15 protein-coding genes are annotated in these 16,643 nt (G+C 53.6%); all 15 read left to right on the forward strand.

The features are described from left to right. The first annotated feature begins 76 nt into the window (after nucleotides 1-76). The 15 genes from BU251_RS01685 (at nucleotide 77) to BU251_RS01755 (ending at nucleotide 16,497) form a co-directional block, all read left to right on the forward strand. A complete protein-coding gene (locus BU251_RS01685) occupies nucleotides 77-919 on the forward strand; it encodes a sulfide/dihydroorotate dehydrogenase-like FAD/NAD-binding protein (RefSeq protein ID WP_128699172.1) in 843 nt (280 codons plus the stop codon). Further along, a complete protein-coding gene (gltA, locus tag BU251_RS01690) occupies nucleotides 916-2,346 on the forward strand; it encodes an NADPH-dependent glutamate synthase (RefSeq protein ID WP_128699173.1) in 1,431 nt (476 codons plus the stop codon). Before BU251_RS01685 ends, gltA begins: the two co-directional genes overlap by 4 nt. A gap of 339 nt (nucleotides 2,347-2,685) precedes the next feature. Beyond that, nucleotides 2,686-4,023 (forward strand): NADP-specific glutamate dehydrogenase, encoded by a 1,338-nt coding sequence (gene gdhA, locus BU251_RS01695; protein WP_128699174.1) that lies wholly within the window; start codon nucleotides 2,686-2,688, stop codon nucleotides 4,021-4,023. A gap of 152 nt (nucleotides 4,024-4,175) precedes the next feature. Beyond that, nucleotides 4,176-5,303, forward strand: a complete 1,128-nt coding sequence (locus tag BU251_RS01700) for a Fic family protein (protein ID WP_128699175.1) — start codon at nucleotides 4,176-4,178, stop codon at nucleotides 5,301-5,303. Between the two features lie 189 nt (nucleotides 5,304-5,492). Then, nucleotides 5,493-6,341, forward strand: coding sequence for a cache domain-containing protein (locus tag BU251_RS01705; RefSeq protein ID WP_128699176.1), 849 nt, complete (start codon nucleotides 5,493-5,495; stop codon nucleotides 6,339-6,341). A gap of 78 nt (nucleotides 6,342-6,419) precedes the next feature. Then, nucleotides 6,420-6,770 carry a hypothetical protein gene (locus tag BU251_RS01710; protein WP_128699177.1) on the forward strand — a complete coding sequence of 117 codons (351 nt, stop codon included), beginning with the start codon at nucleotides 6,420-6,422 and terminating at the stop codon, nucleotides 6,768-6,770. After that, complete coding sequence (locus BU251_RS01715; protein WP_128699178.1) at nucleotides 6,770-7,306, forward strand: TlpA family protein disulfide reductase; 537 nt, start codon at nucleotides 6,770-6,772, stop codon at nucleotides 7,304-7,306. The genes BU251_RS01710 and BU251_RS01715 overlap by 1 nt, the downstream gene beginning before the upstream one ends. Nucleotides 7,307-7,492: 186 nt before the next feature. Continuing rightward, nucleotides 7,493-8,092: a SagB/ThcOx family dehydrogenase gene (locus tag BU251_RS01720; RefSeq protein ID WP_164908811.1), complete on the forward strand. Its 600-nt coding sequence runs from the start codon at nucleotides 7,493-7,495 to the stop codon at nucleotides 8,090-8,092. A 144-nt stretch (nucleotides 8,093-8,236) separates the two neighbouring features. Then, on the forward strand, nucleotides 8,237-8,908 hold the full coding sequence (locus tag BU251_RS01725; protein WP_128699180.1) for a TetR/AcrR family transcriptional regulator: 672 nt from the start codon (nucleotides 8,237-8,239) through the stop codon (nucleotides 8,906-8,908). Next, on the forward strand, nucleotides 8,895-10,277 hold the full coding sequence (locus BU251_RS01730; protein ID WP_128699181.1) for a TolC family protein: 1,383 nt from the start codon (nucleotides 8,895-8,897) through the stop codon (nucleotides 10,275-10,277). The genes BU251_RS01725 and BU251_RS01730 overlap by 14 nt, the downstream gene beginning before the upstream one ends. Continuing rightward, nucleotides 10,261-11,133 carry an HlyD family secretion protein gene (locus BU251_RS01735; RefSeq protein ID WP_128699182.1) on the forward strand — a complete coding sequence of 291 codons (873 nt, stop codon included), beginning with the start codon at nucleotides 10,261-10,263 and terminating at the stop codon, nucleotides 11,131-11,133. The genes BU251_RS01730 and BU251_RS01735 overlap by 17 nt, the downstream gene beginning before the upstream one ends. After that, nucleotides 11,126-12,661 carry a DHA2 family efflux MFS transporter permease subunit gene (locus BU251_RS01740; RefSeq protein ID WP_128699183.1) on the forward strand — a complete coding sequence of 512 codons (1,536 nt, stop codon included), beginning with the start codon at nucleotides 11,126-11,128 and terminating at the stop codon, nucleotides 12,659-12,661. Before BU251_RS01735 ends, BU251_RS01740 begins: the two co-directional genes overlap by 8 nt. A gap of 87 nt (nucleotides 12,662-12,748) precedes the next feature. Further along, on the forward strand, nucleotides 12,749-13,120 hold the full coding sequence (locus tag BU251_RS01745; protein WP_128699184.1) for a hypothetical protein: 372 nt from the start codon (nucleotides 12,749-12,751) through the stop codon (nucleotides 13,118-13,120). A 28-nt stretch (nucleotides 13,121-13,148) separates the two neighbouring features. Next, nucleotides 13,149-15,395, forward strand: coding sequence for a heavy metal translocating P-type ATPase (locus BU251_RS01750; protein ID WP_228767828.1), 2,247 nt, complete (start codon nucleotides 13,149-13,151; stop codon nucleotides 15,393-15,395). Nucleotides 15,396-15,810: 415 nt separating this feature from the next. After that, on the forward strand, nucleotides 15,811-16,497 hold the full coding sequence (locus BU251_RS01755) for a cache domain-containing protein (protein WP_128699186.1): 687 nt from the start codon (nucleotides 15,811-15,813) through the stop codon (nucleotides 16,495-16,497). The last annotated feature ends 146 nt before the right edge of the window (nucleotides 16,498-16,643 follow it).

Consider the following 16,643-nt stretch of genomic DNA (forward strand, 5'->3'; position numbering starts at 1 on the left):
TCTTCTGGGGACGTCTTTTTTTTGCACCTAGTCCCCGAAAGACACGCATGAGCGGCAATAGAGACAGATAAAATCAATGAAGATTTTAGACAAAGATGTCTTGGCGGATCATCAAGGGGTCCGGATTGTCAGGCTGGCCATCCAGGCGCCGGATATCGCCGCCAAAGCCAGGGCAGGACAATTTGTCGTCCTCATGGTCAGAGAAGAGGGAGAAAGGGTCCCTCTGACGATTGTCCAGGCCGATCCCGGCAAGGGCACGATTGTGCTGATTGCGCAGGAGGCGGGCCTGACGACCAAGCTTTTAGCCGGCGCAAAAGCCGGTGATTCCCTCCATTCCATCGTAGGCCCGCTGGGCCATCCCACTGAGATCAAGAAATACGGAAAGGTCATCCTTGTCGGCGGCGGTGTCGGTATTGCCGAAATCTACCCCGTGGCTTCGGCATTGAAGAATGCCGGCAACCATGTGACCTCGATCATCGGCTCCCGCACCAAGGAGCTCTTGATCCTTGAGCGCGAACTGAAAGAGGCGTCGAGCGAATGTATCATCATGTCCGACGACGGTTCTTACGGCCGCAAGGGATTCGTGACCCAGGCCCTCAAGGAGCTCCTCGAAAAATCCACATACGATCTTGTTTATGCCGTCGGCCCCATCCCGATGATGCGGGCCGTCTCCACTGTGACAAAGCCCTTCGGCGTCCCGACCCTTGTCTCGCTTAACGCCATCATGGTCGACGGCACGGGCATGTGCGGTTGCTGCCGCGTGACGGTCGCGGGCAAGGTCAAATTCAGCTGTGTCGACGGCCCGGAGTTCGACGCCGGCCAGGTGGATTGGCAGGAACTGATGAATCGCAACAGCATCTATACTGAAAAAGAAAAACATATCTGCCGCCTGACGGGTCAGGCACAAAGCCATCCATGAAAAAAGAACCGGTCAAGATCAAAGAGAGGGACAAGCTTTCCAGGGCCAGGGATTTTGAAGAGGTCGTCCTCGGGTTTTCCGAAGGAGAGGCCCTGGAGGAGGCGTCGCGCTGTCTCCAATGCAAAGACCCCAAATGTATTGCCGGCTGTCCTGTCGGGATAGACATCAAGGCTTTTATCGGCCAATTGACGAAAAAAGATTATGACGGGGCTTATGCGACGATCCGTCAGAAGAGCAATTTTCCCTCCATATGCGGCAGGGTGTGTCCTGCCGAATACCAGTGCCGCAAGGCATGTGTCTTTACCAAAAAAGGCGAGCCCTTTGCGTCCCAGCAGGCTATCAATATCCATTTTTTAGAAAGGTTTATCGGCGACCACGGCGCCAAAAAAGGCCTTCACCTCAAGGCATCCGGTGGCTCCAAATATAAAGGGGTGAAAGTGGCAGTGGTCGGTTCGGGCCCGGCCGGGCTTTGCTGCGCGGGCGAACTGGCGCGCCAGGGCATCAAGGTCGTTATTTTTGAGGGGCTGCACAAGACGGGCGGCGTCCTGCGTTACGGCATTCCGCCTTTCCGTCTTCCCAGGAAGATCCTCGACTCGGAGATCAATTCTTTAAAAGAACTCGGCGTTGAGATCCACTTGAATACTATCATCGGCAAGGCCAAGACGATCGACGAGCTTTTCGGCGAGGGTTTTTCCGCCATATTCCTCGGCCTGGGAGCCGGGATCCCGTCGTTCTTGGGTGTCCCCGGGGAAAACCTCTGCAATGTCTATTCCGCCAATGAATTTTTGACCAGGGTCAATTTGATGAATGCGCATTTGTTCCCTGTCAGCCACACCCCGATCAATATCGGCAGACATATCGTTGTGATCGGCGGCGGCAATACGGCGATGGACGCGGCGCGCGTCGCGATCAGACTGCAGCATTTGGCGGGGGTCCCGCCCGACACGACTATTTGCTACCGGCGCACGGAAGTCGAGATGCCGGCGCGCAGGCTTGAAATTGAACATGCCAAAGAAGAAGGCGTCAAATTCGATTTCCTGGTCAAGCCGGAAGAATTTTCAGGTGATGAAAAGGGGTTCGTCGGAAAGATGTGCTCCAGCCGCTGCGAGCTCGGAGAGCCGGATAGCTCCGGAAGGCGCAGGCCTGTGGTTATTCCTGACAGCCATTTCGAGGTGGATTGCGATCTGGCCGTCATTGCAGTCGGGTTGGGCGCCAACAAGATCCTGACCAGCGTGACGCCTCAGTTGAAAACCGATAAATACGGCGACGTCACCGTGGATCCCCAGACCATGGAGACGTCCATCAAGGGTGTTTTTGCCGGCGGAGATATCGTAGGAGGAGAGGGGACTGTGATCGAGGCCATGGGCATGGCCAAGAAGGCGGCCAGCGCTATCCTTGATTACCTGGACAGGAAATCCAAAGATTGATTTGTAAGGAATAGGAACTCTATTATAGGCAACATCAAGGAATAAGCGTTACCCTTGCGTCTAATCACTTGGAAATTTTCGCCAGGGTAGGCCGTCGGCCTGGCGTAGCCGGCCAGGATGGCCATCCGGCAAAAATTTCCTGCGTAGCCGCAGGGTTAATTTTGCAAGGAATAGGAACTCTATTATAGGCAAAATTAAGGAAATAAACGTTACTCCTTGCGTAACCATCTTGACAATTTATGTCTGCGGCCAGCCTTCACAGAGTTCAGGCGGGCAGCCATAAATTCTCAAGATACGCTTCGGAGTTAATCTCGCCAGAGGCGAGATTAAGGAGGAGACATGAAGGCCAAGGTCGAAGAAATGATGGCAAGCGTTATCATCAGGAACCCGGGAGAGCCGGAATTCCATCAGGCCGTCCGGGAGGTCGTGGAATCATTAACTCCTTTTCTTGAAAAGAACCCTAAATATAAGGAAGCCAAGATCATCGAAAGGATGGTCGAGCCGGAGCGGGTCATTATGTTCCGCGTGCCGTGGGTCGATGATAAGGGAGAAATCCAGATCAACCGCGGATATCGTATTCAGATGAACAGCGCGATAGGCCCTTATAAAGGCGGCATCCGTCTGCATCCGAGCGTCAATCTTAGCATCCTTAAATTTCTCGCCTTTGAGCAGGTCTTGAAAAACAGCCTCACCACTCTTCCGATGGGCGGCGCCAAAGGCGGCTCCGATTTCGACCCCAAGGGCAAGTCGGATAACGAAGTCATGAGGTTTTGTCAGACTTTCATGAGTGAACTTTTCAGGCATATCGGCCCCGATCTCGATGTCCCCGCCGGCGATATCGGCACGGGCGGCCGCGAGATCGGCTTCATGTTCGGCCAATACAAGAAGCTCAAAAATGAATTCACAGGCGTTTTGACAGGCAAGGGATTGAGCTGGGGCGGCAGCCTGATACGTCCTGAAGCGACCGGTTACGGCTGCGTCTATTTTGTCCAGGAAATGCTCAAGACGCGCGGCGAATCGCTGAAAGGAAAAGTCTGCGCGGTATCGGGTTCGGGCAACGTGGCCCAATACACGGTCGAGAAGCTTATTCAGCTCGGCGCCAAGGTCGTCACCCTCTCGGACTCGGACGGGTTTATTTACGACGAGGGCGGTATCGACCAGAAGGAATTAAAGTGCGTCCTGGACTTAAAGAATGTCCGCCGCGGACGCATCAAGGAATGCGCCAAGGAATTCAAATGCAAGTATTTTGAAAAGCAGAGGCCTTGGCAGGTTAAGTGCGATATCGCGTTCCCATCGGCGACCCAGAACGAAATTTCCGGGGACGACGCCAAGGCACTTGTCAAGAACGGCTGTATCGCGGTCGGAGAAGGCGCCAATATGCCTACGACGCCGGAGGGGATCGGCGTGTTCCAGAAGGCGAAGATCCTCTATGCCCCCGGGAAGGCCTCGAATGCCGGCGGCGTGGCTACATCCGGCCTTGAGATGAGCCAGAATAGCATGAGGTTGTCATGGACGCGCGAAGAAGTCGACAAGAGGCTCCATGATATTATGATCGCCATCCATGATAACTGTGTGAAATACGGCAAAGAAGGTTCCTATATCGACTACGTTAAAGGCGCCAACATCGCCGGGTTTGTGAAAGTGGCAGACGCCATGCTGGCCCACGGGGTTGTTTAAGCCGGCATTGACATAAGGATCGGCAAATGGCCGCCCAAGATGGGCGGCCATTTTGCTTTCATATATCTACGGAACATTACTCTTGACGTTTCTATATCTACGTTTTATACTACTTATCGTAGATAAAAAATTCTTAATCTACGGGAGCGTCAATGAACAGGTCGGGCAGGTATATAGCTCAATTGCAGGGCGATGCGGAATACAAAGCCTTCGTGCCGAATCCTTTGCCTTTTGAGATTAGGCTGGATGGGGTTCTGCAGACTTTGTTGTCAAAGGCTGATCTCGCATTAGGGAGGCTTGATGGCATCAGCGAGGTGTTGCCCGATGTCGATTTTTTTATCTTTATGTATACAAGGAAAGAGGCCACGCTGTCCAGTCAGGTTGAGGGGACCCAGGCGACATTTTCCGACGTTTTAAAAGCAGAGGCAAGGATTGAGGATGCAGAAATTCACAAAGATGTCGATGAGATACTTAATTATATCAAGGCATTAAATTATGGTTTGAAGAAAATGGAGGAGATCCCTCTTTCCTTGCGATTGATCAGAGAAATACATGCCACCCTTTTGAAGGGGGTCCGCGGCGAAAGCCGTTGCCCCGGAGAATTCAGGAGATCTCAAAATTGGCTGGGGGGTGTGACAATCCGGACAGCTAGGTTCGTTCCGGCGCCGGCACACGAAGTCATGGCCTTATTGGGCAATCTTGAGAAGTTTTTTCATGACGTAACGGCCCTGCCCATTCTGATCAAGATCGGCATGATCCACGCGCAGTTCGAAAACATCCATCCTTTTCTTGACGGAAATGGCAGGGTAGGCCGTTTGTTGATTACATTTTATCTGTGTCAGCAGGGGGTCTTGAAAAAACCCCTTCTGTATCTTTCGGAATTTTTCAAGTCTCATCGGCAGGAATATTACGACCGTCTCGACGCCGTCCATGAAAAAGATGATATAGAAAGTTGGTTGAATTTTTTTGTTGAGGGCGTCGCCATCACGGCCGATAAAGCCGTCGAAACAACGAGGAAGATATTGCAGTTGAGAGAAAGAGACCTTCATCGCGTGATGGGTCTCGGCAAATCTTCCGCAAAAGGCAAGATTCTTCTGGATTTCCTCTACAAGGCGCCGTTGATTCAAATTAAGACGGTTGAAAGGGTCGCGGGGCTAAAAAATCCAAATGCCTTGGCCTTAGTGGCTAAATTGGCAAGGCTCGGCATTCTTAAAGAGATAACCGGCCAGAAACGCAACAGGGTGTTTTCTTATAAAGACTACATTGACCTTTTTAAATGAAGGTATGACTCTGCGCGGCCTAAAGCTCCGCCCTTTAGGGCGCAAGAGTGTTGTGGCCGCTTAGAGTAACCCGAAACAAGCCCCGGCCCTGGCCTTGCCCGAATGGCAGGCCGAGGCCGGGGAATATGGGTTGACTTTCATGTCTTTTTTGATCGTATGTTTTCGTAAGTGAAAACAAAGGAGAGGGTCATGAGACGCGGGATGATGCTGGTGGTTGGGCTGGTCATGCTTATGACGGTCAATGCTTTTTGCATGAATATAGATGTGATGATGCCGGTCCTTGAAAAAGCCAAGGGAGGCATAAAGACCATGTTCTCCTCTATCAATAAGGACCTTTCGGACGCCGCCAGGAAGCTGTCGAGGGTCGATTTCGAAGGAGAGGAGGCGCGCAGGATATTAAACGGTCTGTCTGGCGGACGCGATTATGTCGTTGATTGCGCTATTATCGATACGGCCGGCAAGATGGTTGTCGTCGAGCCGCAGGAGTATAGAAAATACGAGGGCGAGGACGTCAGCCGGCAGGTGCATATCGCCGAACTCCTGAAAACCAAAAGGCCTATCTTGAGCGGGGTTTTTCTTTCCGTCGAAGGGATCGAAGTCGTCGACTTTATTTATCCTGTGTTTTCCGATAAGGGGGAGTTCCTTGGCGGCGTCAGCATGCTGGTCAGGCAGCAGGCGCTCACCGGCGACATTATCGCGCCGCTTGTCCGGGATGTCCCATGCAAAGCATGGGTGATGCAGAAGGACGGTTTGATCATCTATGATCCGGATCCGAACCAGATAGGCAGGGATATTTTTACTGACGACTTCTTCCGTCCCTTTGAAGACCTTATTTCATTTTCTGAGACAGTGTCCAGGGCAACAGACGGCGCCGGTTCCTATGATTTTTATGCCAAGGGCCTGGAAGACAAGACCGTCGTCAAAAAATACGCGGCCTGGGACACGGTTTCTCTCTACGGCACCCAATGGCGCATTGTCGTCATGGAAGTCGACCGCCCGGCGATCGTCATCAAAGACCCCGATAGATCAAAAAAGTGACGCTCCGCCGGCACGTCTGCCTGCTTGTCAAAGAGATCGCCGGCGAGATCCAGAAGTATTTGCAACAATAGGCATCTTATGTTGAAAGATAATGCTTTTGGGGGATATGAGTGGAGGACAAAGGCTGAGATTTGCGGCCTGCCCCTCGTGCATATTGCCGTCGGGAGAGATCAAAAGACAGGCCGGCTTTTGATTGCCAAGGGGGTCATCGCCATCGGACAATTTGCCGTCGGTATAGTGGCCGTAGGCCAGTTTGCTTTTGGTGTTTTTGCCGTCGCTCAGCTTGCCGTGGGCATTGCCTGTGGCTTGGGGCAATTGGCTGTGGGCATGATGGCCATGGGCCAGGTGGCTGTCGGCAGGGATATCATCTGCCAGATTGGACTTGGTAAGAATATGATACCGGCCTTTAACCCTTTTTTCTTAAGGTGATGATGAAAAAACATCTTTTGATCGTTTGCGCTGCCATATGTTGCTCTGCTGTTTCTTGTTTTGCGGCCAAGCCTGGCGTTGATGCCCCGGCCCCGGCTTTCAAGGTTGTGTCCGGCGACAAGCAAACCTTGACCTTGGATGAACTCAAGGGCAAGGTGGTTGTGTTGTTTTATGAAGCCAAGAGGGCTGTCGAGCAGAACCGCAACCTCAAAAACGTGTTGAACCGGTTTTATGAGCGCCAGCCGCAGGACATCAAGAATGATATTGCGCGGGTCGGGGTCATCGACTGCCAGGGAGTTTTGTTCAGGGGCGCATGGGAATCGGGCCTGCGGGGCCATTCGGTCAAAGAGGGGATCACGGTCTACGGCGATTGGGACGGAAAGATGGGAGAGGATTACGATTTTAATACAGACGAAAGTAATGTGATTGTGATCGATCGCAAGGGCATGATCCGTTATCGCGCCTCCGGTCCGCTCAAGGACGAGGATATCGGCTCGATCGAGAAATTGTTAGAGAGCCTTGTGAAGGAATCCTGATTTTGGCAGGGTGAGGGTGTTATGTGAAGCAAGACCTTCGCTTGTTGGGGACGGGCGAAGGTTTTTGTTTGCTACGTGTTTTGTCTGTTGGTCCTTTGAGTATGCGGACATGCCGGTTCTTGCATGACAGCTATTCAGCGGTCAAATCTTCTTGTGAGGTCTTCTAATTCAGCTATAATAAAATCTATGACCCAGAATAAATTGATCCTCTTACCGCGGCCTGCAGCCAGGGGAAGGTTTTCGCTGGAAGAGACGATCGCCAAAAGACGTTCCGTAAGGACATTTTCCAGGGGGCAATTGTCGCCCGTGGAAGTCGGCCAATTGCTTTGGGCTGCACAGGGTGTCACGGCCAAGCCCGGGAATTTTTATTTCCGTAGCGCTCCTTCGGCCGGCGCTTTGTATCCTATGGAGATATATACAGTTACCGAAAGCGGCTTGCATCGTTATCTTCCCGAAAAGCACGCGCTTGAACTCATGATGGAGCGCGACCTGCGTAACGATTTGAGTATCGCCAGTCTTGGCCAAGAGCCGGTGAGGGAGGCCGGCCTCGATATCGTCATCTGCGCTGCCTACGAGAGGCCGTATTCCAGGTATGGAGAACGCGGCAAAAGTTATGTCGATATGGAAGCGGGGCATATCGCCCAGAATGTCCATTTGCAGGCTGTGGCTTTAGGGCTGGGTTCTGTGCCCATCGGCGCTTTCGACGATGTGCAGGTGGGGAAAATACTTGGTCTCCCCGATGGGCAATATCCTTTGTATATCGTTCCTGTCGGCCATGTCGGATAGGAGGCATGCTGTGAGATCGGCGTAACAAAGCACCGAATATGAGACAGGCGCTTGCCGGGCGGCTGATACCAGAGACCGCGATCACATTGATGATCGTGGTCTTTTTTTCTTGCAAAATTTAAAAATGAATGATATATTTAAAAAATGAATATATATTCATTTTCAGCGAGAGAGGCTGGAATACCTGTGTTTGCCATTAACCGTAAGGAGCGCGACCGGAAGTTGCGCCGGATGGACATCCTGTCTGCCGCCGAGCATGTTTTTGGCCGCAAGGGATACTATAAAGCCACCATGCAGGATATCGCCCGGCAAGCGCAATACGCCACGGGCACGGTCTATCTGTATTTCAAGGACAAGGAGACGTTGTATTTTTCCCTGGTGGAAGAGAAAATGAGGGACCTTTTGGCCCTTATCAAGGAAAGGACCGCCGCCGTCAGGGACGCCCAAGAGAAGCTGAAGATCTATCTTGAGGAGAAACTGGACTTTTTTGAAAAAAACCAGGATTTCTTCCGGATCTTTATCCTGGAAAATGGGGCGGCTCAGGCGTCCATCGATTCCCGTATCGCGACATCGGCGCTGGCCAAGGAATACCTGGCCTGCATCAGCGAGATCATGAGACTTGCGCAAAAACAAAAATTGGTCCGCGCCGATATGGATCCTTCGCAGGGTGCCGGCATTTTCCGTTCCATCTCTAATGCGGTGATCATGGATTGGCTCAAAAAGAATATGCAGCAGACCCTGAGTTTACGACAGATGTCGAGATTCATCCTCGATATTTTTTTAGGCGGGGCGAGGCCTTCCGATGAAACAAAATAGGCGAAATGCGATCTTGGCGGCATTGGTCTTTGCGGGGGCTTTTTTTGCCGCCGACATGGCTTTGGCCGCGGATGCGGCGCCCCAGCCGCAGCCGCCCCAGAAGGAAGTCCAAGTCCTTACGATCTCCCAGGGGATCGCCATGGTGCTTCACGATAGCCGCCTGATCCGGGTGGCCCTTCCCGGCAAGGACATGGCGTTCCAGGATTCCATGATGGCGCGTTCGGCGCTGTTGCCTCATTTCCAGGCGGCCGCCTCGCAGACATTCAACAGATATGCCTCGGCCGTCAAATTCGGTTCTACGACTGCCGGCACCGCCGACAAGAACTATTACTCCTATGGCTTCGACGTCTATCAAACCCTGTTTGATTTCGGCAAGAGCCTTTCTCAATATCAGGCTTCCAAAGAACTCGTCAAGGCGAGCGATGCGCACATCGACAGCATCAAAAGGCTCGCTATCCTCGAGTTCATCGTTGCTTATTTCGATCTCCTCGAGGCGGAGAAAATGATCGTCGTCGCCGAAAAGGAAGTTGAAAGCCTCGCATCATATCTGAATGATGTCGAGCATCTCTATGAACACGGCTCGGCGGTCAAGAACGATCTTTTGCCTGCCCAGGTGCGCCTGGCGGACGCCAAGCAGAAGCTCATTGCGGCGCGCAGCGCCAGGGAGATTGCCGCGGCGCGCCTCAACGATATCCTCGCTTTGCCTTTGAGGCAGAAGGTTGTTGTCCGCGATATGGAAATGAAGCCGCCGGAAATTCCCGAGATGGAAGAGGCATGGAGTATCGCGGTCAAGGAAAGGCCGGAGGTCGTTTTCTATGAAGACCAGATCCGGGCCTCGGCGTTAAGCGTCAGGTCCAAGGCCGCCGAGAACCTTCCGACGATCTATGCGGATGGCGGTTATGCCTATACGAAAAACCAGTACGAGGTGCATCAGGATAATGCCTATATCGCCCTGGGGGCCAAGGTGAACCTTTATGACGGCGGGAATGCCCAGGCCGATATGTTCAAGGAGCGCGCCCGCCAGAGGCAGCTGAGGGAAGAAAAGAACAAGGTGACGGAAGATATCAAGTTCGAGATAGAAGACAGCTACTTGACCTTGAAAGATGCGCGCGAGAAGGTCGTTGTGGCCAGAGACGTCCTCTCGCAGGCGGCGGAAAATGTCCGTTTCTATCGCGCCAAATACGCGGCCGGGGCCGCCAACACCACAGAGGTCCTGGAAGCGATCACGCTGGAGACGAAAGCCCAGACAAATTATTTTGAGAGCGATTATGAGGTCAAGCGCAGTTACGCCAAGCTCATGTATTCCATGGGGATCGACCTGACCTTGCTTTACGAAACAATGGAGAAGACGCATGAACATGTTAAATGACAGGCATAAGAAATGGATTTACCTTGCCGGCGGTGTCGCAGCCGTCGGGCTGATCGTCCTGGCGTATTTGATCGGGGTGGGCATGAGTCATGTGACGACGGACGATGCCTATGTCACGGGGCGCATCCATAGCATCGCATCCAAGGTCCCGGGGACCGTCTGGAAGCTTAATGTCAACGATAACCAGAATGTCGATAAGGGGGACCTTTTGGTCGAGATCGACCCTGTCGACTACGCCCTGAAGGTCAATGAGGCCAAGGCGGCGCTAGAGGTCAGCCGGGCGGCTTTGGCGCAGGCCGCGCGCGACAAGGCGCGCGCCGAAGCGCTTTACCAGGACAAAGTACTTCCCAAGGACAAGTACGAACATATCCTTACGGATTATCAGCTAGCTGGAGCCAAAAACGAGGAGGACGCTCAAAAACTTAAAATTGCCCGGCAGAACCTGAAATACACGAAGATTTATTCTCCGGCGCGGGGGTATGTTACGCAACGATCGGTGGAGGTGGGCAACCAGATCCAGGCGGGCCAGCCGCTCATGGCGGTCGTGCCCCTCGATGATATCTGGGTGGTTGCCAATTATAAAGAGACCCAGCTCAAAAACGTCAGGTCCGGCCAGCGTGTCATGGTCAGAGTAGACACGTATCCCGGCAAAGTGTTCAGGGGCCGCGTAGACAGCATCATGGCGGGGACCGGAGCCGTTTTTTCGCTTTTCCCGCCGGAAAATGCCCTGGGCAATTACGTGAAAGTCGTTCAGAGGATACCTGTGAAGATCGTTTTCGACAAGACGACGGATGAAGGTCATGTCTTGCGCGTGGGGATGTCGTGCGTGCCGACCATCATCACCAAAGATGAATAAAGTCAGCAAGTGGATCATTGCCATATCGGTCGTCCTGCCGACGCTTCTGGAGGTCATCGATACGTCGGTCGTGAACGTGTCGCTCGACCATATCCGCGGCAGCCTGTCGGCGGGTATCGATGAGGCCACCTGGACGATTACGGCGTATCTTGTCTCCAACGCCATCGTCATTCCTTTGACCGGGTGGTTCAGCCGCTTTTTCGGACGCAAGCGTTATCTGATCTTTTCGGTCATCCTGTTTACCGTGAGTTCTTTTATGTGCGGCAGTTCCCGGACGCTCTCGAGCCTTGTCTTCTTCCGGATCCTCCAGGGAGTGGGGGGCGGGGCTTTGCAGCCGCTGTCGCAGGCGATCCTCCTGGAGGCGTTCCCGCCCGCCCAATACGGCATGGCCATGGCCATGTTCGGCATCGGCGTCATGGTCGGGCCGATCGTCGGGCCGGTCCTGGGCGGATGGATCACGGACAACTGGTCGTGGCCGTGGATCTTCTACATCAATATCCCGCTGGGGATACTGTCGGTCATCATGATCATGCTCTTTATCCGTGATCCTTCCTATATTAGGAGGACCCAGCAGAAGATCGACTTCCTCGGCATGGGGTTGGTGGCCGTCGGTATCGGGTGCCTGCAGTTCGTCCTGGACAAGGGCCAGCGCGAGGATTGGTTTTCGTCTGCGCTGATCACACGTTTCTCGATCATCTCCGTCGTCTGTCTCATCTTGTTCGTCATCGTCGAGCTCAGGCAGCGCGATCCGATCCTGCACCTGAAGGTCTTCAAGGACATTTCGTTTTCAACGGCCAACAGCATCATGTTTATCGCGTTTTTCGTGCTTTTCGGCACGATCGTTCTTCTGCCGATTTTTAGTCAGCAGTTGTTGGGATATAATTCTTTCCTTTCGGGACTCGTCCTTGCCCCCGGCGGCGTCGCGACCCTGATCACCATGCCTATCGCCGGCAAGCTGGTCTCCAAAGTCAACCCTAAGGCCGTGCTGTTTACCGGCTTGTCGATCTTGGGGTATTCGACGTTCGTCATGACGCGTTTCAACCTTTATGTCGATTTTTGGACGATCGCCTGGTCGCGGGCGGTCATGGGGTTCGGCATGGGGCTGGTTTTTATCCCATTGACGACGATGGCCTTCGCGACGATCAAAAAGGAGGAGTTAGGGAATGCGACGAGTATTTTCAACCTGACCCGCAATCTCGCCGGCAGCTTCGGCGTCGCCTTTGTGACAACGCTCTTGGCGCGGCGGGCGCAGTTCCACCGGGCCCGTTTTATCGAGAATCTTAGTCCTTTCGGCTACACGTATCAGGCGGGATTGCACAAGGCGATGGGGGTCCTGAATTTAAAGGCCGGCGCGGCATCGGCGTATGCCGGTCAGGGTTTGGTGTACCGGGAGCTGTTGAAGCAATCAAATCTTTTCTCTTTTACGGATGCTTTCCATTTTTCGACCGTCTTATTGATCTGTATCCTGCCTTTGGTTTTTCTGCTCAAGCAGCCTAATCATAACGAGACGGTGCCCGCCGGCCACTGAGGACTTGCGTTGCTGCGGGTGTTTCATTTCTCTTGTTAATTACCGTATTTCCCCTATATAATAAGAAATCAGCTAAGGAGGTTTTTGGTGCGTCAGGGACAGAAGATATCTTTGTGGCTTGGGATTGTTTTGATCCTGTCTGTCGGTTTGATCCATGCGTGCGATGCGCCGGACAGCTTCAGGGATGCGGTGTATAAAGGCTGGCTTTTTTATCTTAATGGCGCCGGGGCGATCGTTGCGGCCGTCGGTATCTTGCGCCGCAAGCCTTGGGGTTGGAACCTTGGTTTTGTGATCGCGGCATGTTCTTTTGTGGGCTATGTGGCCAGCCGTACGGTGGGGTTGCCTTTTATTGCAGCCGAACCCGACGCCTGGCTGGAACCGCTGGGCGTCGCCTCCCTGGTTACGGAGGGTTTATTTGTGGTGTTATTCGTCGGGACGAGGTGCCTGTTTAAAAAATAACCTTATGGCAAGAGACCCCATTTGCGGAATGGACGTCAAGGAAGATAAGGCCATCTCATTGAGACGAGATGGCCTTGTTTATTATTTTTGCAGCGAGTATTGCAAGGAAAAGTTTCTGGCTTCTTCGGGAGGACAAAAATCCGCACCATCTTTCGGGGCCGGCGGATACACCTGCCCGATGCATCCGGATGTGAGGCGTGACAGGCCTGGGGATTGTCCGAAGTGCGGCATGCGTCTGGAGCCTGTGATGCCTGCAGGGTCTGGCCATGAAGAAGACGGCGATCTTCGGTCGTTGTCCGTGAAGTTCTGGACAGGATTGGTGTGTGCCCTTCCTGTTCTTGTTTTGACTCTTGGAAACATGATCCCGGCTGTCGCCGCGCGGTCTCCTGCGCCTTACATCGTTTCTTCATGGATCCAGCTTTCTTTTTCGACGCTGGTCGTTGTTTGGGCCGGCGGATTTCTCTTTGCCAGGGCCTGGCAGTCCCTTGTTCACAAAAGCCCGAATATGTTCACGCTGGTCGCACTAGGCGTCGGGGCAGCTTACGGCTACAGCGCCGCGGCTGTTCTGCGGCCTCAGGTTTTTCCGCAAATATTGAAGAAGGCGGGCCAGATCGATCTTTATTTTGAAGCTGCCGTCGTCATTACTCTCTTGGTTATCCTGGGGCAGCTTTTGGAGGCTAGGGCGCGCAGCCGGACAGGAGCGGCGATCAGGGCGCTCTTGGATCTTGCGGCAAAGAGCGCCCATCGTGTGCACGACGGTGTCGAAGAAGATGTTCCGGCGGAGGCGGTCGGCAAGGGGGATATTTTAAGGGTGCGGCCGGGCGAAAAGGTCCCGTTCGACGGCGTCGTGATTGAAGGCCGTAGCGCTGTGGATGAATCCATGATCACCGGCGAACCCATGGCTGTCCAGAAAAAACCAGGGGACAGGGTCGTAGGGGCAACGGTCAATCAGACAGGGACGTTTTTGATGCGGGCTGAGAAGATCGGCTCCGAAACCGTCCTGGCACAGATCGTCCGCATGGTCTCTGACGCCCAGAGGAGCCGGGCGCCTATCCAGGGGGTCGCCGACAGGATATCCGCATATTTTGTTCCTTCTGTGGCTGGGGTTTCCCTGTTGACGTTCATCGTATGGTTTTTCGTCGGGCCGGAACCGAGATTGGCCCACGCCCTTGTGAATGCCATCGCCGTCCTGATTGTCGCCTGCCCGTGCGCCCTCGGTTTGGCGACGCCGATGTCCATCATGGTGGGTGTCGGCCGCGGCGCCCAGGCAGGCATCCTGATCAAAAACGCGGAGGCCATCGAGAAGGCCGAAAAGATCACGCATCTTTTGACGGATAAGACCGGGACCCTGACAGAGGGCAGGCCTCGCGTGGTGACGGCAATCGCAGCCCCGGGGGTGGATCAGAATTATTTCTTAACTTTTGTTGTTTCTCTTGAGAAAAACAGCGAGCACCCCCTGGCCCGCTCTATCGTTGATTTTGCCGACGAGCAGGGTGTCAGGCCGCAAGGCGTTGAACATTTTGAGTCAGTGACGGGCGGCGGAATCCGGGGGCGCGTCGGCGGCGTAACCGTTCTTGTCGGCAAACAAAAATTCATCGAAGCATCCGGTGTCCGTATTCTGCCGGCCGTCGCACAGCAAGCCCTCGAAGCGGAAGGGCGGGCCCAGACCGTCGTTTGGGCGGCGGTCGATGGACAACTTGCCGGGATCCTCGGGATCGCAGATCCGGTCAAAGCGACAACGCCCGGGGCCGTGCGGCAATTGCACCGGATGGGGCTTAAAGTCATCATGCTGACCGGCGACAATCGAAAAACTGCCGAGGAGATCGCCAACCAGCTGGGTCTTGATGGTTTCCGGGCGGAGCTTGAACCGAAGACCAAACAGGGGGCCGTCAAGGAATGGAAGGCCAAGGGTGCAGTCGTGATGGTTGCCGGCGATGGGATCAATGATGCCCCTGCCCTGGCCGAGGCGGATGTCGGCATGGCGATGGGTACGGGAACAGACGTGGCTATCGAAAGCGCGGCTATCACTCTTGTTAAAGGAGATCTCAACGGCATAGTCAAGACCTTGCATCTGAGTAAAGGGGTGATGAGGAATGTCCGGCAGAATCTTTTTTTCGCTTTTGTGTATAATATCCTTGGTGTGCCCATTGCCGCCGGCGCTCTTTATCCGTTCTTCGGCCTTTTGTTGAGCCCTGTGATCGCGGGGGCGGCCATGAGTTTCAGTTCGGTTTCTGTGATCGGGAATGCCTTAAGACTACGCCGTTTAAAAATCTGACCGAAGGAGAATGCGTTTATGAAAATTTTCAAGTGCGGAGATATGGAACATATCTCCCTTTTTTTATTTTGTCTATTGTTGCCGGATGCGTCACGCCGAAAGTCTATGTGAATCCGCAGAAGACGGTCGAGGAGATCGGCGAGGACGAGGCAGGGAGATAACCCAGAAAGGGTAGGCCTTCCTCATACCATTAAAGGAAGGGCCTAACCCAGAAAGGGTAGGCCTTCGCAATACCAAATAAGCGAAGGGCCTAATTTTACCGGAGGCGGAAGGATTAAGGAAATAAACGTTACTCCTTGTCTAAGCACTTGAAAATTTATGCCAAGACACGTCGGCATAAATTTTCTTCGCAGGCTCGGAGTTCATTTTGTAACGAAAGGCTACCCTGTTATAGGCAAAATGAAGGAGGCGTAAGATGAAGCGGGTGTTGTTGTGGTCTGTATGCGGCATTGTTTTTTTGGGGGCGCTGGGGCATATCCTGTTTTACGAACATGCCAAAGATGCAAAACGGCGGGAATTGCGTCGGGAATTGATGGCGATTGCCGCGAAGTCTGCGTCATCCATTGACGCCGCCACTCTTGCCCGGATCCCCTTGACGATGGACGGCGATAAGTCGCCGGAATACAAGGCCATATTCGATACGTTGTTGCAGATAAAAGAGGCCTATCCTATCGTTAAATATGTGTATATCTTGACCAACACCAACGAGCCGGGGATCCTCCAGTTTGTCGTGGACGCCGATCCGCTGCCGGCCATCATTACTGCCAAGAGTCAGAGGTCTTTTCCGGGCGACAAGTACGATGCGCGCAGCTATCCTGGAATGTTGAACGGTTTCCGAGGACCGTCCGCCGACAGGAAGATCAGCATGGATGATTGGGGCGTGACGCTTTCGGGCTATGCGCCGATCAAGGATGCCGGCGGAAAGGCCGTCGCGATCCTCTGTATTGATATGGATGCCGGCCGGCTGTACGCCTATCTCCAGAGTGTCAGGCCTATTATTTTTCTCTTGTGGGCCTTGGTTGCGGCCGCCGTCATCGCGTTCATGGTAGATCTCGCCTTGAGAAAAAAAATTGTTCCGGGAGGCTCGTCGCAGAAGCCGTGAATCCTTCGGCAGAAATTTCAGGTTTCGGCCTTGTCTGGTGTCGACCTGTCCCGCCTCGGCCTCTAGGGGGTAAGGCCGAAGCCGCCTCTGAGGCATAAGACCTGTCAAAACAGGGGATTGCGAATATTGGAAATATATATTGACAC

It is taken from the genome of Candidatus Velamenicoccus archaeovorus, from assembly GCF_004102945.1.
Lineage (GTDB): Bacteria > Omnitrophota > Gorgyraeia > Velamenicoccales > Velamenicoccaceae > Velamenicoccus > Velamenicoccus archaeovorus.